The 18,848-nt window shown below is 71.2% G+C and carries 12 protein-coding genes; 4 read left to right on the forward strand and 8 right to left on the reverse strand.

What is annotated here, in order from left to right; translation table 11 throughout:
* Nucleotides 1-74: 74 nt before the first annotated feature.
* Nucleotides 75-2,645 (reverse strand): aminopeptidase N, encoded by a 2,571-nt coding sequence (gene pepN, locus RPQ07_RS24295; protein WP_313946294.1) that lies wholly within the window; start codon nucleotides 2,643-2,645, stop codon nucleotides 75-77.
* 131 nt (nucleotides 2,646-2,776) lie between these two features.
* Here pepN (RPQ07_RS24295) and RPQ07_RS24300 point away from each other — a divergent pair, with 131 nt between their 5' ends.
* Entirely contained in the window at nucleotides 2,777-4,069 is a 1,293-nt protein-coding gene (locus RPQ07_RS24300; protein WP_313946295.1) for a flavin-dependent oxidoreductase, read from the forward strand.
* Between the two features lie 49 nt (nucleotides 4,070-4,118).
* Nucleotides 4,119-4,670, forward strand: coding sequence for a DUF1203 domain-containing protein (locus RPQ07_RS24305; RefSeq protein WP_313946296.1), 552 nt, complete (start codon nucleotides 4,119-4,121; stop codon nucleotides 4,668-4,670).
* A gap of 3 nt (nucleotides 4,671-4,673) precedes the next feature.
* On the opposite strand, the gene RPQ07_RS24310 is transcribed toward RPQ07_RS24305, so the two are convergent.
* On the reverse strand, nucleotides 4,674-5,702 hold the full coding sequence (locus RPQ07_RS24310; protein ID WP_313946297.1) for an aspartate-semialdehyde dehydrogenase: 1,029 nt from the start codon (nucleotides 5,700-5,702) through the stop codon (nucleotides 4,674-4,676).
* 212 nt (nucleotides 5,703-5,914) lie between these two features.
* Nucleotides 5,915-9,238, reverse strand: a complete 3,324-nt coding sequence (locus tag RPQ07_RS24315; RefSeq protein WP_313946298.1) for a S8 family serine peptidase — start codon at nucleotides 9,236-9,238, stop codon at nucleotides 5,915-5,917.
* A 342-nt stretch (nucleotides 9,239-9,580) separates the two neighbouring features.
* On the opposite strand from RPQ07_RS24315, the gene RPQ07_RS24320 reads away from it, so the two are divergent.
* A complete protein-coding gene (locus RPQ07_RS24320) occupies nucleotides 9,581-10,723 on the forward strand; it encodes a serine hydrolase domain-containing protein (protein ID WP_313946299.1) in 1,143 nt (380 codons plus the stop codon).
* Between the two features lie 6 nt (nucleotides 10,724-10,729).
* Here RPQ07_RS24320 and RPQ07_RS24325 read toward each other — a convergent pair whose 3' ends face one another.
* Together RPQ07_RS24325 and pepN (RPQ07_RS24330) are read right to left on the reverse strand one after the other, a co-directional pair.
* Nucleotides 10,730-11,749 carry a hypothetical protein gene (locus tag RPQ07_RS24325; protein ID WP_313946300.1) on the reverse strand — a complete coding sequence of 340 codons (1,020 nt, stop codon included), beginning with the start codon at nucleotides 11,747-11,749 and terminating at the stop codon, nucleotides 10,730-10,732.
* 144 nt (nucleotides 11,750-11,893) lie between these two features.
* Nucleotides 11,894-14,470, reverse strand: a complete 2,577-nt coding sequence (gene pepN, locus RPQ07_RS24330; protein ID WP_313946301.1) for an aminopeptidase N — start codon at nucleotides 14,468-14,470, stop codon at nucleotides 11,894-11,896.
* A 127-nt stretch (nucleotides 14,471-14,597) separates the two neighbouring features.
* Between pepN (RPQ07_RS24330) and RPQ07_RS24335 the strand changes: the two genes are divergently transcribed.
* Nucleotides 14,598-15,239, forward strand: coding sequence for a DsbA family protein (locus RPQ07_RS24335; RefSeq protein ID WP_313946302.1), 642 nt, complete (start codon nucleotides 14,598-14,600; stop codon nucleotides 15,237-15,239).
* Between the two features lie 238 nt (nucleotides 15,240-15,477).
* Here RPQ07_RS24335 and RPQ07_RS24340 read toward each other — a convergent pair whose 3' ends face one another.
* From RPQ07_RS24340 to RPQ07_RS24350, 3 genes are all read right to left on the reverse strand, one after another.
* Nucleotides 15,478-16,113: a superoxide dismutase gene (locus RPQ07_RS24340; RefSeq protein ID WP_313946303.1), complete on the reverse strand. Its 636-nt coding sequence runs from the start codon at nucleotides 16,111-16,113 to the stop codon at nucleotides 15,478-15,480.
* A gap of 119 nt (nucleotides 16,114-16,232) precedes the next feature.
* A complete protein-coding gene (locus RPQ07_RS24345; RefSeq protein WP_313946304.1) occupies nucleotides 16,233-17,306 on the reverse strand; it encodes a glycerophosphodiester phosphodiesterase family protein in 1,074 nt (357 codons plus the stop codon).
* A gap of 95 nt (nucleotides 17,307-17,401) precedes the next feature.
* The gene (locus tag RPQ07_RS24350; protein WP_413777850.1) at nucleotides 17,402-18,817 is read right to left on the reverse strand and encodes an FGGY family carbohydrate kinase; all 1,416 of its coding nucleotides are present in this window, start codon (nucleotides 18,815-18,817) and stop codon (nucleotides 17,402-17,404) included.
* Nucleotides 18,818-18,848: the final 31 nt, after the last annotated feature.

Genomic DNA, 18,848 nt, shown 5'->3' on the forward strand with positions numbered 1-18,848 from the left:
TTCGGACGTCACCGCGGCGGCCCGGTGCGTCCGGACCGCCGCGGCCGTTCAACGGCCCGAGCTGAACTGTCCCGCTACGCGGAGGCCGCGTCGGCCGCCTGCGCCCTCAGCGCCCGCTCCACACCGGCGCGCGACTCCGAGATCAGCCGCCGCAGCGCCGCGTTCGGCTCCGCGGAGTCCAGCCACGCGTCGGTGGCGTCCAGCGTGTCCTGGGAGACCTGGAGGGACGGGTAGAGACCGACCGCGATCTGCTGGGCCATCTCGTGGCTGCGGGACTCCCACACGCCCTTGACCGAGGAGAAGAACTTCTCCGCGTAGGGGGCGAGGAGTTCGCGCTGGTCGCTCTGGACGAACCCGGCGATCACCGACTCCTGCATGGAGTTGGGCAGCTTGTCGCTCTCCACGACGGACGCCCACGCCTCGGCCTTGGCCTCCGGCGTCGGCCGGGCGGAACGCGCGGTCGCCGCATGGCGCTCACCGGCGGCCGTCTTGTCCCGCTCGTACTCCGCCGCGATCTCGTCCTCCTCCAGCAGCCCCACCGAGGCCAGGCGCTCCACGAACGCCCAGCGCAGCTCGGTGTCCACGGCCAGGCCCTCGACCGACTCGGTGCCGTCCAGCAGCGCCTGGAGCAGGTCCAGCTGCTGCGGGGTCCGCGCCGTCGCGGCGAACGCCCGTGCCCAGGCCAGCTGGTGGTCGCTGCCGGCCTCGGCGGCCCGCAGGTGCGCGAGGGTCGCGTCGGTCCACTGGGTCAGGCCCGCCTCGCGCCACTCGGGCGCGCCGTACAGGTCGATCGCCAGCTTCACCTGGCGGTGCAGCGACTGCACCACACCGATGTCCGACTCCTTGCCGATGCCGGACAGGACCAGCGACAGATAGGCCCGGGCCGGCAGTTCGCCGTCGCGGGTCATGTCCCAGGCGGAGGCCCAGGACAGCGCACGCGGCAGCGACTCGGTGAAGTCGCCGAGGTGCTCGGTGACGACCCTCAGCGACTCCTCGTCGAGCCGGACCTTCGCGTACGTCAGGTCGTCGTCGTTGAGCAGGACCACCGCGGGGCGGCGGGTGTTCTGCGGGAAGGGCACATCGGTGAGCTCGCCGTCGACGTCCAGCTCGATCCGGCTCGTGCGCACCAGCTTGCCGGCGGCGTCGAGGTCGTAGCAGCCGATCGCGATCCGGTGCGGACGCAGGATGGGCTCGCCCTTGGCGCCGGCGGGCAGCGCGGGGGCCTCCTGGCGTACGGAGAAGGAGGTGACATGGCCCTCGTCCGACACCTCGATCTCCGGGCGCAGGATGTTGATGCCGGCCGTCTGGAGCCACTTCTGCGACCAGGTCTGGAGATCCCGGCCGGAGGTCTCCTCCAGTGCGCCGAGCAGGTCGGTCAGCCGGGTGTTGCCGAAGGCGTGCGCCTTGAAGTACGCCTGCACACCGCGGAAGAACTCGTCCTCGCCGACGTAGGCGACGAGCTGCTTGAGCACCGAGGCGCCCTTGGCGTAGGTGATGCCGTCGAAGTTGACCAGGACGTCGTCGAGGTCACCGATCTCGGCCATGATCGGGTGCGTGGAGGGCAGTTGGTCCTGCCGGTACGCCCACGTCTTCATCGAGTTCGCGAACGTGGTCCACGAGTGCGGCCAGCGGGAGCCGGGTGCGGCGGCCTGGCAGGCGATGGAGGTGTAGGTGGCGAACGACTCGTTCAGCCACAGGTCGTTCCACCACTCCATGGTGACGAGGTCGCCGAACCACATGTGGGCGAGCTCGTGCAGGATGGTCTCGGCCCGTACCTCGTACGCCGCGTCCGTCACCTTCGAGCGGAAGACGTACTGGTCGCGGATGGTCACCGCGCCCGCGTTCTCCATCGCGCCCGCGTTGAACTCGGGGACGAAGAGCTGGTCGTACTTGGCGAAGGGGTACGCGTAGTCGAACTTCTCCTGGAACCAGTCGAAGCCCTGCCGGGTGACCTCGAAGATCGCGTCCGCGTCCAGGAACTCGGCCAGCGAGGGCCGGCAGTAGATGCCCAGCGGGACGGACTGGCCGTCCTTCTCGTACGAGCTGTGGACCGCGTGGTACGGACCGACGATGAGCGCCGTGATGTACGTGGAGATCCGGGGCGTCGGCTCGAAGCGCCAGACGTTGTCCTTCGGCTCCGGGGTCGGCGAGTTGGAGATCACGGTCCAGCCCTCGGGGGCGGTCACCGTGAAACGGAATGTCGCCTTGAGGTCCGGCTGCTCGAAGCTGGCGAACACCCGGCGGGCGTCCGGCACCTCGAACTGCGTGTAGAGATACGCCTGCTGGTCCACCGGATCGACGAAACGGTGCAGGCCCTCACCGGTGTTGGTGTACGAGCAGTCGGCGACCACCCGCAGCTCGTTGCGCCCGGCGTGCAGATGCTTCAGCGCGATGCGCGAGTCGCGGAACACGGCGGCGACGTCCAGGGACTTGCCGTTCAGCACGACCTCGTGGACCGCGGGGGCGACCAGGTCGATGAAGCTCTCCGCGCCGTCCTCCGCGGAGTCGAAGCGCACGGTGGTCACGGACCGGTAGGTCCCGCCCTCCTGCGCACCGCTCAGATCGAGATCGATCTCGTACGAGTCCACGGTCAGCAGGCGCGCCCGCTGCTGCGCCTCTTCGCGGGTCAGATTCGTGCCAGGCACGCGGTCATCTCCTCGGTTCGTGACAGTTCCGCCCATCTTTTCACGGTGCCCCCGTCCACCGCCTGTGACTAATGGCGCCGTGGAGCCGCGCCAGTACCCTGCGGGGGACCGGGCAGCTGAGGGGGAGCGTTATGGATGTCGACGTGCTCGTCGCGGGAGCGGGCATCGGAGGGCTCACCACCGCCCTCGCACTGCACCGGGCCGGGATACGCGCTCGGCTGGTCGAGGCGGCGGCGGAGCTCCGGCCGATCGGCGTCGGCATCAATCTGCTGCCGCACGCCGTCGAGGAACTCACCGTCCTCGGCCTCGGCGACGCCCTCGCCCAGGTCGCCGTGCCCACCGCCGAGATGGCGCACTTCGACCGCCACGGCAACCGCATCTGGTCCGAGCCCCGCGGCCTCGCCCAGGGCCATCGTCGGCCGCAGTACTCGCTCCACCGCGGCGAGCTCCAGGCCCTGCTGTACGAAGCCGTCCGGGACAGGCTCGGAGCGGACGCCGTGCGCACCGGCACGGCTCTCGACGGCTTCGAGGAGCACGCCGAGGACGCCGACGGGCTGCGCGTCACCCTGCGGTCGACGACGACCGGCGCCCGCACCACCGAGCGGGCGGAGGCACTGGTCGGAGCGGACGGGCTGCACTCCCGGGTGCGCGCCCTGCTGCACCCCGGCGAGCAGCGGCTCCCGCTCTGGAACGGCGTCCGGATGTGGCGCGGCACGGTACGCGCCGAGCCGTTCCTCGGGGGCCGCACGATGGCCGTCGTGGGCAGCAACGCCACCGCGAAGCTGGTCGTCTACCCCATCTCGCGCCGCGCCGAGGAGCGCGGAGAGGCGCTGCTCAACTGGGTGTGCGAGGTCCGGGTCGCCGAGGGCGGCCCGGTCGAAGGCGCTGCGTGGAACCGCACGGGACGGCTCGCGGATGTCCTCGCGCACTACGCGGACTGGAAGCTGGACCGGCTCGGGCTCGATGTGCCGGCCCTGCTGGCCGCGACCGAGGAGATCCTGGAGTACCCGATGGCCGACCGCGATCCGCTGGAGAGCTGGGGCCGCGGCCGGGTGACGCTGCTCGGGGACGCGGCCCACCCGATGTATCCGATCGGTTCGAACGGCGGCTCGCAGGCGGTGCTCGACGCACGGGCGCTGGCCCGCGCCCTGACGTCAGCCGCGTCAGTCCCCTCCGCGCTGCGGGCATATGAGAGCGAGCGCGCCCCGCTGACCGGTGACCTGGTGCGCGCGATGCGCGAGATGCCCGCCGACCGGCTGCTCCAGGCGGTGGCCGAGCGCGCCCCGGACGGCTTCGAGCGGGTGGAGGACGTGCTCACCGTGGATGAACTGGCCTCCATCGACGCGGCGTACCGCCGAACGTCGGGCCCGGGCGACGCGGGCGCGGGCCCGGCGCGCGGCGGCCACCGACCCAGGCGAACGTGACGTCCGAATCCCGCCGGAAACCGGGCCCGGACAACGCCACGCTGAAGCCATGACACAGACACCCCTGACACCCGCACCCGCGGCATCGGCACCCGCACGGTGGACCGTCCGAGCTGTCGAACCGGCCGTCCTGCGGCAGCTCCGCGCCGCCGACGACGCGGGCCACGCCTGCGAACCCTTCAGCGACCCCGAGGGCGGTGCCCCGCTGCGCTGCTGCCTCCGCCCCAGCAGGGTGGGCGAGTCCATCGCCCTCGTCTCGTACGCCCCGCTGCGCCGCTGGGCCGCCGAGAGCTGGGCGCGGCCCGGCGCGTACGACGAGCAGGGACCCGTCTTCATCCACGCCGAGGAGTGCGAGGGGCCCGCGCCCCAGGACGGCTACCCCTTCGCCCGGCCGGGTGCGCTGCGCACACTGCGCCGCTACGACGCCGACGGCCGGATAGCAGGAGGCCGCCTCCTGGAGATCCCGGAGGCGGCCACCGAAGCCTTCGACGAGGCGATCGCGGAAGCGTTCGACGACCCGGCCGTCGCGCTGGTGCACGTACGCGCCGTCGAGTACGGCTGCTTCCACTTCGAGGTGCGGCGGCCCCAGGCCGCCGCCTAGGTTCTAGCCGCGCAGCTCGTCCGCCACCAGCTCCGCGATCTGCACGGCGTTCAGCGCCGCGCCCTTGCGGAGATTGTCGTTGGACAGGAACAGCGCCAGGCCGTTGTCGACGGTCTCGTCGACCCGGATGCGGCCCACGTACGACGCGTCCTTGCCGGCGGCCTGGAGCGGCGTCGGGATCTCCGAGAGCTCCACGCCCGCGGCGTGCTCCAGCAGCTCGTAGGCGCGCTCGACACTCACGGGGCGCTCGAAGCGGGCATTGACCTGCACCGAGTGGCCGGAGAAGACGGGCACGCGCACACAGGTGCCGGAGACCTTGAGCTCGGGGATCTCCAGGATCTTGCGGGACTCGTGGCGGAGCTTCTGCTCCTCGTCGGTCTCGAAGGAGCCGTCGTCGACCAGGTTGCCCGCGAGCGGCAGGACGTTGAAGGCGATGGGCCGCTTGTAGACGCCCGGCTCGGGGAAGTCGACGGCCTCGCCGTCGTGGGTGAGCTCGGCCGCGCGCTCGACGGTCTGCTTCACCTGGCCGTCGAGCTCGGCGACGCCGGCGACGCCGGAACCGGAGACGGCCTGGTAGGTGGTGGCCACCAGGGAGGTGAGGCTGCCCTCGACGTGCAGCGGCTTGAGGACCGGCATCGCGGCCATCGTCGTGCAGTTCGGGTTGGCGATGATGCCCTTCGGGCGGTCCTTGATCGCGTGCGGGTTGACCTCGGAGACGACCAGCGGCACCTCGGGGTGGCGGCGCCAGGCCGAGGAGTTGTCGATCACGACGGCACCCTGGGCGGCGACCTTCTCGGCGAGCGCCTTGGAGGTCGCGCCGCCGGCGGAGAAGAGCACGATGTCCAGACCGGAGTAGTCGGCGGCGGCCGCGTCCTCGACGGTGATGTCACGGCCTTCCCACGTGATCGTGGAACCGGCCGAACGGGCCGAGGCGAACAGCCGCAGCTCGTCGACCGGGAACTTCCGCTCGGCGAGGATCTTGCGCATGACTGTGCCGACCTGACCGGTGGCTCCGACGATTCCGACCCTCACGGACGTCTCCTTCGTACCTTTTCGTGCATCTTCGCTGGCCTGGGTGCTGCTCCATGATGCGTATGCCACCGGGCGCCTTGTCCAATCCATTGTCCGAAGGGCGGAATGTGTGACACAGGACATGGTGAGGGGCGGGGCCGGTCAGGGAGCGGGACATGCGAAGGGCGGGCGCCCGTTGCCGGACGCCCGCCCCCGTTCGCTTCATCCGGTGGTTACGGCGTGACCTTCTCGATCACGACGCTGCCGGCGCCCGCGGCGGTGCCGCGCGCGTTCTCCAGGCGCACCTCGCCGAAGAACTGACGTCCCTCGGGAGCCGCACCGGCCACCACGACCTCGGCCGTGACCTGCGCCGAGGCGCCGTTGGCCAGCTTGACCGGGGTCGCGGGGACCTTGACCTCGCCGAGCGACGGCGCGAAGAACACATCGCGGTAGTCGTACTCGGTGGTGCCGGCCGGGACGGCGTAGCCGTCGACCACGACGGTGTACGTGCCCGCGGCGGGCTTCAGCAGGCTGACGGCCTCCTCGGAGTCCGCGTCGGCGGCCTGGCCGACGAGCACGCCGTCGAGGAAGACCGACAGGTCCAGGTCGGCGTTGGTGTCCGAGACGCCGCCGATGGCGACGTCCAGACGCTCGACGCCCTCTCCGACGGTGACCGTGGACTCCTGCGACTCACCCTGGCCGATGGACGGCCGGGCGACCTTGGCGGAGCCCAGCGGGCCGCCGGCGAGCTTGCCGTCGATCGGCGCGAAGTCGTTCGTGACCTTCCACTCGACGGGGGCCGGCGTGCCGACCTTCGCCTCGGGGAGCGTCTTCACGGCCGGGTCGAAGGTGGCGCCCAGCACCGTGACGTCCAGCTTGTACGGGTTGTCCAGCAGCGGGGACGTACGGCGCGACTCGACCTCGATCTCCCAGACACCGGGCGTGGGCTCGGGGTACGAGCGCAGGTCCGGGCGGCAGGTGTTGGCCGGGTTCGGGTAGTTCGGGTAGCAGTTGATCGTCGAGCTGTCGTCGACCGGCACACCGTAGGGGTGGATGCCGATGAACCGGGTCTGGCTCTTGTCGGCCAGTCCGCCGAGCGCGACCTCGAGGGTCTTCGCGCCCTCCGGCACCGTGACGAAGTACGACGTGTGGCTGTTGCGCTGCACCGAGCCGGCGGCCGAGAAGCCGTACGCGGGCTTCGCGAGCGGCTTGGAGACGACCACGGTCGAGAGGATCTGCTTGTCGATGCCCTCGGTGCGCGGGTCGTCCGCCTCCAGGATGGCGCTGTGCACGCCGGCCGTCTTGGGACGGGCCTGGACGGTGACGGTGACCGGCTGGTTCAGCGGCAGCCGGACCAGGTCGCCTCCGAGGAGACGGAAGGTCCCGTCGTTGTACTTCCAGTTCAGGGTGTGCGCGAGCGCGCCCTTGGGGCCGGTGATGCGGGTGACCGTGACGTCGTACGTCTTGGCCTTGCCCGCCTGCAGGCCGCCTTCGCGGTCGTAGAGGCCGGTGCCGAAGCCCGGGGTCTTCAGCGCGAAGTCGATCGCGGTGTCGACCGGGGCCTTGACGCTGTACTCGTGGGCGGTGGCGCCGTTCTTGATGGCGTCCCACGCGTCGACGACGTTGATCAGGCCGGAGCCCTGCTCGTGCGCCTGCACGCCGGCGATCTTGTGCGCGGTGCTGGTGAGAGCGGTGCGCAGCTTCGCGGGCGTCAGGTCGATGCCGCGCTGCTTGGCCATCGAGAGCAGCAGCGCGCTCGCGCCGGCGGCCTGCGGCGAGGACATCGAGGTGCCCTGCAGCATGGAGTAGCCGGCCGGGAGCTGGTAGCCCGCCTCCGCGACCGGGCCGCCGGGCAGCCAGGTCTGGGTGGTGTTGATCGACGCGCCGGGCGCGGTGATCGTGGGCGTGAAGCCGCCGTCCTCGCGCGGACCGCGGGAGGAGAAGGGCAGCATGGCGTACTTCTTGGTCACGCCGGAGCCGTAGTTGGCGGCCCAGGTCTCCTTGGAGATGGCGGCGCCGACCGAGATGACCTTGTCGGCGACCGCGGGGTCGCCGAGGGTGTTGGTGCCCGGGCCCTCGTTGCCGGCCGAGATGACCAGCTGGACACCGTAGGTGTCGATGAGGCGGTTGTAGAGCTCGGCGCGGGCGTTGTTGCCGTCGTTCAGCGGCGGCAGGCCGCCGATGGACATGTTGACGATGTCCACGCCGCGGTCGATGACCAGGTCGGCCATGCCCTCGGTGAGCGCGATGTTGGTGCAGCCGCCGCTCCAGGTGCAGGCGCGCGAGGAGACCAGCTTGGCGCCGGGCGCCGCGCCGTTCATCTTGCCGCCGAAGAGGCTGTTGGCCGCGGTGATGCCGGCGACGTGGGTGCCGTGCTCGGACTCGATGACGCCGATGTTGACGTAGTCGGCCGTGGCGCCCGTGGCGTTGTAGACGACGTCCTCGCGCACCTCGATGACGAACGGGATGCGCTCGACGACCTCGGTGGCCGGGTTGTCCTTGCCGAAGTACCCGATCTGGAAGCCGTTCTTGTAGGCCTTCATCACGGTGTCGTTGGCGAAGTTCGCGTCGTTGTTGAGGTCGACGCGCACGGTCCGGGTGCCCGGGTCGTACAGCAGCGCCCACACATCGGTGGTGTCGCCGTCGCGGTTGAGGTCACCGGCCATGTCGCCGCCGCGGGTGGCGGCCTCGGCGAACAGGTTGAACTTGTACGCGCCCGCCGGAGCGGTGTACGTACGGCCGTTGACGGCGAACGTCGGGCCGGCCACGTCGACGCGCATCTGGCGCCAGGTGGCGTCGCCGTCGGAGACCGGGTCGGTCGCGGTGACCCAGTCGACGATCTTGCGCTCGCCGGTGGTGGTCTTCTGGAGCGACGGGTGACCGAGGTCGACACCGGAGTCCAGGATGCCGATGGTCACGCCGCGGCCGTCGGCCTTGGGGTTCTGCTTGACGAAGTCGACCGCGCCCGTCTCGAAGGAGGGGTTGTACGGGTTCTTCGCCGGGGTGCTCTTCCCGGGGGCCGGGTACGCGGCGGCCTGCCGTGACGCGGTGCGCGCGGCCTTGGTGGTGTCCGCGGCCGGCGTCGGGTCGTCCAGCTTCACCTCGTGCTCGAGGTCGATCCCGTGCACGCTGGACAGCTTGGCGGCGGCCTTCAGCGCGCTCTTCGCGGTGTCCGTCGGGAGGGTGGCCCGTACATAGCCGAGCTTGTCGTACGTCCTGCCGAGGACCGCGCCCTTGACGTCGTCGAGCTGGCCGGCGACCTGCTCGGTGGCGCCGGGGGCGGTCGCGACCATGACGGTGACGCTCTTGTCGCCCTTGGCCTCGGCCTGGGCGAGCAGTTCGGCGTCGGCCGCACCGAGCTTGTCGGAGGACTTCGCCGCCTTGACGCCCGCGGTGGTACCGGGGTCGTCGGCGGGAGTGGCGGAGAACGCCGGTACGGCGCCTGCGGCCACGAGTGCGGTCACCATCGACGCGGCGGCCGCAATGCGGGCGACGCGTCTGTGACCTGGTACGGAGCGCCCGGATATGGAGCTCTGGGATTCGAGGGTCATCAGCATCCCTGGTCGGTGAAAGAGAAGGTCCGGAATTCGGTGCCGGATGACCGCTCAGCCTTTCGTAAGTGACAGGGGTTTGTGGAGAGTTGGCGGAGGCGTGATGTGGCCATGGCATACATCCGCCACTGCGGACAATGCGCCACCGTGGACAAACAGGGAGTTACCGAACGAGATTCAACTCTCGCGGCAGGGGCGGCGCCACGACATCTTCACGAGCCGCCCCACCGGCACCGCCGGGCACCGGTGAAGGGCGCCGACGGGCGGGTTGCCGCGGGCCGGCGTTCTCGTATTCTCTGCGCATGAGCGAACAGCCCGGGCCCCGGCCCGTGGGAGGCGGGGGCTGACATGCCGGCCCGCCAGATCCGGACCGCGACCACCCTGGCACTGGTGGCCATGGCCGCCGGCGCCCTGGTGACTCCGGCCGTCGCCGGCAGCGCCGCCGACCGCCACTTCCCCACCCGCCAGGCCATCGAGGCCGCCGTGCGCGACGGTGCCCCCGGTGTCGTCGTCGAGGCGCGCGACCGCAACGGCCGGTGGAGCGGCACCGCGGGCGCCGGTGATCTGCGCAACGGCCGCGATCGCTCGCCCCGGGACCGCTACCGCGTCGGGTCCATCACCAAGACCTTCGTCGCCACCGTCCTGCTCCAGCTGGAGGCCGAGGGCCGGCTGAGCCTGGACGACACCGTGGAGCGATGGCTGCCCGGCGTGGTCCACGGGAACGGCCACGACGGGAGCCGCGTCACCCTGCGGCAGCTGCTCAACCACACCAGCGGGATATCCAGTTACACCAGGGACGAGACCTTCGTGGAACAGGTGCTCCGCGACGGCTTCTTCGAGCACCGTTACGACACCTGGACCCCCCGGCAGCTGGTGGACCTCGCCCTGCGCCACCCGCCCGACTTCGCCCCCGGCACGGACTGGAAGTACTCCAACACCAACTACGTCCTCGCCGGGATGACCGTCGAGAAGGTGACCGGGCACTCGTACGCCGAGGAGATCGAGCGCCGCATCCTGCGTCCGCTCCGTCTGCACGCCACCTCCGTCCCCGGCACCGACCCGCGGCCGCCGCGTCCCGGCAGCCGGGCCTACTCCAGGCTCTCCGACGACCCGGCGGCGACCGTCCACGATGTGAGCGCCGTCAACCCGTCGATGGCCGGGGCGGCCGGCGAGATGATCTCGGACTCGGCCGATCTCCAGCGCTTCTACCGGACGCTGCTGAAGGGCGGTCTCCTGCCGCCGCGGCAGCTGAAGGAGATGACGACGACCGTCGTCATGGATCCGCGCAGGCCCGGCCGGCGGTACGGGCTGGGGCTGATGCGGCTGGAGCTGAGCTGCGGCACCGCCGTCTGGGGTCACCGGGGCGATGTCCACGGCTCCTCGTCCCAGGCGCTGACCACCCGGGACGCGCTCCACTCTCTTGCCGTGAACGTCAACGGCGACTGGTCCGGGGGCGATCTCGCGGTCGCCGAGGCCGAGTTCTGCGGCTGAGCGCCGTCAGCGGGGCAGCACCACGACGTACGCCGCGGGGTCGCGGTCCCCGGCCGCCATCAGAGCGGTGCGCACCACGGTCGCCTGCTGCTCCAGTGACTCCCGCAGCTTCTTCGGCGTGATGTGGACGACGGTGATGCCGAGCCGCTCCAAGTGCTCCCGCTTGCGGGCGTATTCGGACCACAGCGCGTCCTCGTCCTGGCGCGGGGCGCGGGTGTCCAGCTCGACGGCGACGGACTGCTCGGGCCAGTAGGCGTCCACACCGCCCAGATACGGACCGCCGGGCAGCCGCAGATCCACGTTCCAGACCGGGTCGGGCAGACCGTGCAGCCGCACCATCTCGTACAGCCGGTCCTCGGCGAGCGAGCGCCCCTCGGCGAGCAGTGAGTCGACCGCGTCGACCACATGGGTACGGGAGAGCAGCCGTGCGCGGTTCAACTCGGTCACGACGGCGCCCGGTTCGCAGTGACCGCCGCGCACCGCCTCGGTGAGCAGTCGCCGTACCGCGTTGGCGTCGGTGAGCTCCGCGACCGCGTCGGCGAGCGCGCGGGGCACGGGTGCCACCGGAAGGCCGGTGATCTCGTCCGGTCTCGGCAGGGAGTGTGCGCGCACGATCCGGGCACAACCGGTCGACCGCAGCCGCCGGGTGCGCGGGACGAGGATGTCGATGCGGTCGAGCGAGAGCAGCGCGGGGGCGGACGAGAACCCGTGCAGCGCGAGGGCCGCGAGCCCGGTGACCATGGCCTCGCCGAACCGGGGGGTGTCCGGGCGGTCGCCCTGGGCGGGGATGACCGGCCGCCCCGCGTACAGCAGCGCGCCGTGCAGCCGCTCCTCGCTGGTGGCCGCCCCGGGGTGCAGCAGATACACCCCGGGCAGCAGCGGCTGCCAGGGCCCGCCGGGCCGGCACTGCGCGGTGATCCGGGCGGGGGAGACACCGTGGGCCCGCAGCTGCGCGGTGGAGAGCACGCGGCTGTGCACGTCGGACAGGTGACTGAGGGGGTGGGGGGAGAGCGGGGTGTTGTTCATGCTGCCGGGATGCCCGCGCCCACCCCCCTCGCTAACCGCTGTTACACGCTCGTCGACAATTCAGGACAACGCCGTCCTAAAGTACGGACGTTCGACAGCCGAGTACGGTTCCCCCAAACGGGGGTACGCCCGTGGCCCGGCAGGTCACAGCGCCGCCGCCGCATCGCACTCCTGAGCGCGGAGCGCACGTGCGAGATCGTCCCGGGACTCCAGGACGAGCCGCCGCAGCGCGGGCGGTGCGTCCTCGTGCGCGGACAGCCAGGCGTCCGTCGCGGCCAGTGTCGAGGTGTTGTCCTGGAGCGAGGGGTAGAGCCCCCGCACGACGTCCATGCCGATCTGGATGGAGCGCTCCTCCCACACCCGTGCGATGGCCTCGAAGTAGGCGGGCGCGTACGGCGCCAGCAGCTCGCGCTGGTTCGGCTGCACCATGCCCGAGATCGTGGCCTCCACCAGGGCGTTGGAGAGCGCGTCCGACTCGACCACCTGCGCCCACGCCTGGTCCTTGACGGCCGGCGAGGGGCGGGCCGCGAGGCAGCGCACCTGGTGGCGCCTGCCCGACGCGGTGTCGTCGCGGGCCAGTTCCGCCGCGATCTCCGCCTCGTCCGCGACCCCGTGCGAGGCCAGCGGCAGCAGGAAGGCCCAGCGCAGCTCCTGGTCCACATCGAGGCCGTCGATCTTCGCCGTGCCGGCCAACAGCCCCTGGAGCAGCTGGAGATCGGCCGCCGATGCGGCCGTCGTCGCGAAGAACCGCGCCCAGGTCAGCTGGTGCTGGCTGCCGGGCTCGGCGACCCGCAGTTCACCCAGCGCGCCCTCGGCGAGCAGCCGGCCGCCCTCCTCGCGCCACTCGGGCGCCGCGTAATGCACCAGCGCCGAGCGGGCCCAGGAGTGCAGCATCTGGAGCACGCCGATGTCCGTCTCCCGGCCCGCGAACCGGAGCACCAGGTCCACGAAGTCGCGCGTGGGCATCAGCGCGTCCCGGGTGAGGTTCCACAGCGCCGACCAGCACAGCGCCCGCGCCAGCGGGTCGGTGAGGTCGCCGAGGTGGGCGCGCAGTGTCGTCAGCGAGCTCTCGTCGAAGCGGATCTTGCAGTAGGTCAGGTCCTCGTCGTTCACCAGGACGAGCTCCGGCCGCTCCTCACCGGCCAGTTCACCGACGGCCGTCGAGGCACCGGTGACGTCGACCTCGGCACGTGCGTAGCGCACCAGGTCGCCGTCCTCGCGCCGGTAGAGGCCCACCGCCACCCGGTGGGGCCGCAGTTGGTCACCGTCCTGGAGGACGGCGAGCTCGGTGATCCGGCCGGCCGCGTCGCAGGTCACCAGCGGCGTCAGGGAGTTGACCCCGGCGGTCTCCAGCCAGGAGCGCGACCACGCGGTCATGTCGCGTCCGGACGTCTCCTCCAGCACGGAGAGCAGGTCGCCGAGCCGGGTGTTGCCGTACGCGTGCCGCTTGAAGTACCGGCGGGCGCCCTCCAGGAAGGCGTCCTGCCCGACGTACGCCACCAGTTGCTTGAGGACGGACGCGCCCTTGGCGTAGGTGATCCCGTCGAAGTTGAGCTTGGCGGCCTCCAGGTCGCGGATGTCGGCCGTGACCGGGTGCGTGGAGGGCAGCTGGTCGGCGCGGTACGCCCAGGACTTGCGGTTGTTGGCGAAGGTGATCCAGCCGTTGGTGAAGCGGGTCGCGCCGACCATGGAGAAGGTGCCCATGAAGTCCGCGAAGGACTCCTTGAGCCACAGGTCGTCCCACCACACCATGGTCACCAGGTCGCCGAACCACATGTGCGCCATCTCGTGCAGGATGACGTTGGCCCGGCGCTCGTAGGAGGCCTGGGTCACCTGGCCGCGGAAGACGAACTCCTCGCGGAAGGTGACACAGCCGGGGTTCTCCATCGCACCGATGTTGTACTCGGGCACGAAGGCCTGGTCGTACTTGCCGAAGGGGTACGGGTAGTCGAACCGGTCGTGGAAGAAGTCCAGACCCTGCTTGGTGACCCGGAAGATGTCACCGGCGTCGAAGTGCCGGGCGAGCCCCTTGCGGCACATGGCGCCGAGCGGGATCTCCAGGGTCGCTCCGTCGTCCAGCGTGCGGGTGTAGAGGTCGGTGACGTAGTGGTAAGGGCCCGCCACCACGGCGGTGATGTACGTCGAGATCGGCTTGGTCCCGGCGAACCGCCACACGCCGTCGGCCTCCCGCTCGCCGGCGCCGTTGCTCCAGACGGTCCACGCGTCGGGCGCGGTCACCTCGAAGCGGAACGGTGCCTTGAGATCCGGCTGCTCGAAGCAGGCGAACACCCGGCGGGCGTCCGCGGGCTCGTACTGGGTGTAGAGGTAGACCTCGCCGTCCTCGGGGTCGACGAACCGGTGCATCCCCTCACCGGTGCGGCTGTACGCGCACTGGGCGTCCACCACCAGCACGTTCTCGGCGGCGAGGGAGTCCAGCGCGATACGGGAACCGTCGAAGGCGGCGGCCGGGTCCAGCTTCACGCCGTTGAGCGTCACCTCGGTGACGGACGGGGCGATCAGATCGACGAAGGCCGAGGCGCCGGGCTGTGCGCAGCGGAACCGGATGGTCGTCACCGAACGGAAGGTGCGCGGCCCCGAGCCCTCCGGGAGTTCCCCGACCGCGGACCGCAGGTCGAGGAACACCTCGTACCCGTCGACGGACACCAGCTCGGCCCGGCGACGGGCCTCGTCACGGGACAGATTCTCACCGGGCACGGGCACTCCTTCGTGACTCGTTCGACAGCACCGATCTTCCCATGTGCACCTGGCGGCCGGTATCCGGGAATCGACCGGTGACGGGCGGCGTTGTCCGATCCAGGCGCACGCCGCGTTCCCGATGAGGAGAGACATGTCCGAGAACGGCAAGACACCCGTGGACTTCTGGTTCGACCCGCTGTGCCCGTGGGCCTGGATGACCTCCCGCTGGGTCCTGGAGGTGGAGAAGGTCCGGGACATCGAGGTCCGCTGGCACGTGATGAGCCTCGCCGTGCTGAACGAGGACAGGCTCGACGAGCTCCCCGAGGAATACCGCGAGGGCATGAAGCAGGCCTGGGGCCCGGTCCGGGTGGTCATCGCGGCGCAGCAGAAGCACGGCGACGAGGTCCTCGGCCGGCTCTACACCGCGCTCGGCACCCGCTTCCACAACCAGGGCGAGGGTCCGACGCCCGAGGCGATCGCCGGAGCCCTGAAGGACGTGGGTCTCCCGGCCGAGCTGGCGGACTACGCCGACTCCACCGCGTACGACACCGAGCTGCGGGCCTCCCACCAGGAAGGCATCGACAAGGTCGGCCAGGACGTCGGCACTCCCGTCATCGCGGTCCCCGGCGCCGACGGCAACCAGATCGCCTTCTTCGGTCCCGTCGTCACCCCCGCCCCGAAGGGCGAGGAGGCGGCGAAGCTCTGGGACGGCACGCTGCTGGTGGCCTCGGTCCCCGGTTTCTACGAGATCAAGCGGACCCGCACCCAGGGCCCGGACTTTTCCAACCTCTGAGGCCCGGACTTCTCCATCCTCCGAGGCCGGGACTTCGCCGGCCTCCGAGTCGTCCGTCCGGGGGGCCGTCCCGCCCCCGGACGGGACGGCCCCCGGACCGGCCGGACCTCCGGACGGAAGGACCCCCGCGAGTCATGTCCTCGCGGGGGTCCTTCGTCATTCCGTCCGCACGCGAAGGTTGAGAAGACGATCACGAGCAGGACGTCCGGTGCCCCCGTCTCCGGGGCCGTTCAGGGGTTCACGGGGCGATGAGCGGGGTGCGCTCCCTGGCCTCGGCGTAGCGCTTCGCCACGTCCTGCCAGTTGACGACCGCCCACATGGCGTCGATGAAGTCGACCTTCTGGTTCTTGTACTGGAGATAGAAGGCGTGCTCCCACGCGTCGAAGACCAGGATCGGCACGGAGCCCTGGCCGACGTTGCCCTGGTGGTCGTAGACCTGCTCGACGATCAGCCGCCTGCTCACCGGCTCGTACGCGAGCACGCCCCAGCCGGAGCCCTGGGTGGTCGCGGCGGCCTTGGTGAGCTGGGCCTTGAACTTGGCGAAGGAGCCGAACGACTCGGCGATCGCGTCCGCGAGGTCGCCGACGCCGTCCTTCTCCAGCGGCTCGCCGCCGCCGTCGCCGGTCATGTTGTGCCAGTAGATGCTGTGCAGGATGTGGCCGGACAGATGGAACGCGAGGTTCTTCTCCAGCCCGTTGATCGCCCCCCACGCCTCCTTGTCGCGCGCCTCCTCCAGCTGCTCCAGCGTGTCGTTGGCGCCCTTGACGTAGGCCGCGTGGTGCTTGTCGTGATGGAGCTCGACGATCAGGGGATTGATGACCGGTTCGAGCGCCGCGTAGTCGTACGGAAGTTCAGGAAGCGTGTAAATGGCCATGACCGGGCCCTCCGACTGCTTATTGCACATCTTATGCAAGTGCACGCTAGCAGCAAGAGGGGCTGGAGGTGATCAGGCATTGGTCCCAGGACCTTCCTCGGGCTCCTGGCCCGGAGCTGTCACCGTGCCCCGGTGTCCGCCGCGTCCCGGGCGATCGCCGCGAGGTCCGGGAAGTCGGTGACGACCGCGTCCACGCCCGATCCGTAGTGCAGGGCGTACTCGGCGAACGCGTCACCGAAGCCGTTCGGATCGGTGCCCCGGCGCAGGGCCTGCGGCAGGAACTGGTTCTCCGCCCGGAAGGTGTACGCACCCACCCGCAGGCCCGCCGCGTGCGCGTCCGCCAACAGGGTCGAGGGCGCGACGAGGGAGGACTTGTCCGGCCCGATCCAGTCCGCGTACTCCGCGATGCTCCGCAGCCCCTCCGGCGTCATCATCCGCGCGTACGTCGTGTCGTGCCCGAAGGGGCCGCCGGTGGTCCCGAGGGCCTGCCACAGCGGCAGCCGCAGCCGGGCCTCGGCGATGTGCAGCAGGCTCGACGGCTCGAAGGACTGGACGACGCACTCGCGCGCGCCGAGCCTGTTGCGGCGGATCACCCGCACGAGTTCCGGCTCCAGCGGCAGCCCGATCGAGCGGAAGTAGGTGGGGTGCTTGGTCTCCGGGAACACGGCGACGGTGCGGCCGTGGCTCCGGGAGAGCCGGCGGGCGAGGTCGACGACCTCCTGGAACGTCATGATCCGCTGGGTGCCGTCGAAGACGGTGTTGCGGTTGCGGACCAGGGGCAGCCGCTCGACGGCCCACAGGGTCTTCAGCTCGGCGAGCGTGAAGTCCTCGGTGAACCAGCCGGTCACCGCCCGCCCGTCGACGGTCTTCGTGGTGCGGCGGCCGGCGTACTCCGCCCGCCTCGCGACGTCGGTCGTCTGCGAGATCTCGTTCTCATGGCGGACGACCAGTACATGGTCCTTGGTGGGCACCAGATCCGGCTCGATCCAGTCGGCGCCCGCCTGCACGGCGAAGGTGTAGGACGCGGCGGTGTGCTCGGGCCGCCAGCCCGCCGCGCCGCGGTGACCGATCACCAACGGCCTTCCGGAGCGCGGCCGCTGACGGGCCGCCACGGCGGGGGACGGAAGGGCGGACGCGGCGGTCGCCGCGCCTGCCGCGAGAAGGACCGAACGGCGTCTCGGCATGGCGGACATACGGATCTCCCTCTGGGCACGCGGTCGTGGTGGGTGGCGCGGAGCACCACGCTCGCCATGCCGGGTGGCGGCCGGGGAGATATGAGGTGTCCAGGTCATGTCCGGGCGGCGCGGGCACGGGCCCGTGAGCCGGCCAGCCGTTCCAGATGGTCCTCGTAGGCCCGCGCGTAGAACTCCGCGCGCTCCGGGTCCGGTTCGACGACCGCGGTCGGTGCGGTCCAGGCGGCGGTGTCCAGCTCCACACCGTGCCGCTCCGCCGATGCCAGCACGGCGCCGCGCGCCCCGACCTCGCCCTCGACGATGCGCAGCGGCCTGCCCAGTACATCCGCGAACAGCCGCATCCAGGCCGGGGAGCGGGTGCCGCCACCGCAGATCGCGAGGGACCCCGACAGCCCCGCCGCGTCCAGACAGTGCCGGGCCGCGAACCCGATTCCCTCACAGGTGGCCCGCACCAGATCCGCCGGGGTCGACTCCAGCGACACCCCGGTCAGCTCGGCCCGCAGCCGCGGCTCCACGAAGGGCGCGCGCTCACCGGACGGCGCGAAGTACGGCAGCACCCGCACCCCGTGCGAGCCCGGCGGGGTGGCGTCGAGCAGCGCGTCGACCTCGGTGTGCTGTACGCCGGTCGTTTTCAGCACCCAGTCCAGGGCGGCCGTGCCGACCATCGCCGGCATCGCGCGCAGCCACTGCCCCGTCCGGTCGGTGGAGATGTACAGCCCGGCGGGCTCACCCGTGAGATCGAGCTCGCGGGTGGCGACGAGCGAGGCCAGGCAGGTGCCGACGATCAGCAGGCCGTCACCCGGAGCGGTGACACCCGCCCCCAGCGCGCAGGCGGCCAGATCGTAGGGACCGCTCGCGATCCGCGTCCCCGAGGCGAGCGCACCGGTCGCGGCGGGATCGCTGACCTCCGGCAGCAGGCCCCGGCGGTGGGCGATCCCCAGCGCTTTCAGCAGCTCGTCGTCGTAGCTGCGGGTGCGCGGGTCGAGGAACGGCATGGACGCGTCCGAGACCTCCGTCGCCCGGATGCCCGTCAGTCGCTGGAAGACCATGTCCTTGCAGGTGAGGGCGGCCGCCGCCGCGTCCAGCGACGCGGGCTCGTGCCGGTCCAGCCAGGCGAGCACCGGGCCGGGGGACCCGGGGAACATCGCGCCGCCGTTGCGCCGGAAAACCGAGGCGAGGACGCCCGACTCCTGCCAGGCGTCGACCAGGGCGTGCGCGCGGCCGTCCATCCAGGAGATCGCGGGCCGCACCGGCCGGCCGGAGTCGTCGACCAGCCAGACACCGTCGCCCTGCCCGGTGAGACCGATCAGCCCGACCGGTCCCGGCACCGCGGCCGTCACCGCCGCCAGGACGTCCGTGACCGCGCCGTACACCTCGTCCATGTCCTGCTCGACGTGGCCGTCTCCGATGTCGAGACCGACCGGCCGGGACTCGACCGCGAGCGTGCGGCCCCCGGCGTCGAAGGCCGCCGCTTTCACGGCCGAAGTGCCCACATCGATCCCGACATACACCGTAGTGGCTGCCGTGGCTGCCGTTGCTGTC

The sequence above is a fragment of the Streptomyces sp. AM8-1-1 genome (assembly GCF_032229325.1).
GTDB lineage: Bacteria > Actinomycetota > Actinomycetes > Streptomycetales > Streptomycetaceae > Streptomyces > Streptomyces achmelvichensis.

What these genes read in the sequence shown, in the direction of transcription:
- RPQ07_RS24300 (WP_313946295.1), top strand. Translation starts at nt 2,777, where the DNA reads ATGGATGTCGACGTGCTCGTCGCGGGAGCGGGCATCGGAGGGCTCACC.
- RPQ07_RS24305 (WP_313946296.1), top strand. Translation starts at nt 4,119, where the DNA reads ATGACACAGACACCCCTGACACCCGCACCCGCGGCATCGGCACCCGCA.
- RPQ07_RS24315 (WP_313946298.1), bottom strand. Translation starts at nt 9,238, where the DNA reads ATGCTGATGACCCTCGAATCCCAGAGCTCCATATCCGGGCGCTCCGTA.
- RPQ07_RS24320 (WP_313946299.1), top strand. Translation starts at nt 9,581, where the DNA reads ATGCCGGCCCGCCAGATCCGGACCGCGACCACCCTGGCACTGGTGGCC.
- RPQ07_RS24325 (WP_313946300.1), bottom strand. Translation starts at nt 11,749, where the DNA reads ATGAACAACACCCCGCTCTCCCCCCACCCCCTCAGTCACCTGTCCGAC.
- RPQ07_RS24335 (WP_313946302.1), top strand. Translation starts at nt 14,598, where the DNA reads ATGTCCGAGAACGGCAAGACACCCGTGGACTTCTGGTTCGACCCGCTG.
- RPQ07_RS24340 (WP_313946303.1), bottom strand. Translation starts at nt 16,113, where the DNA reads ATGGCCATTTACACGCTTCCTGAACTTCCGTACGACTACGCGGCGCTC.
- RPQ07_RS24345 (WP_313946304.1), bottom strand. Translation starts at nt 17,306, where the DNA reads ATGTCCGCCATGCCGAGACGCCGTTCGGTCCTTCTCGCGGCAGGCGCG.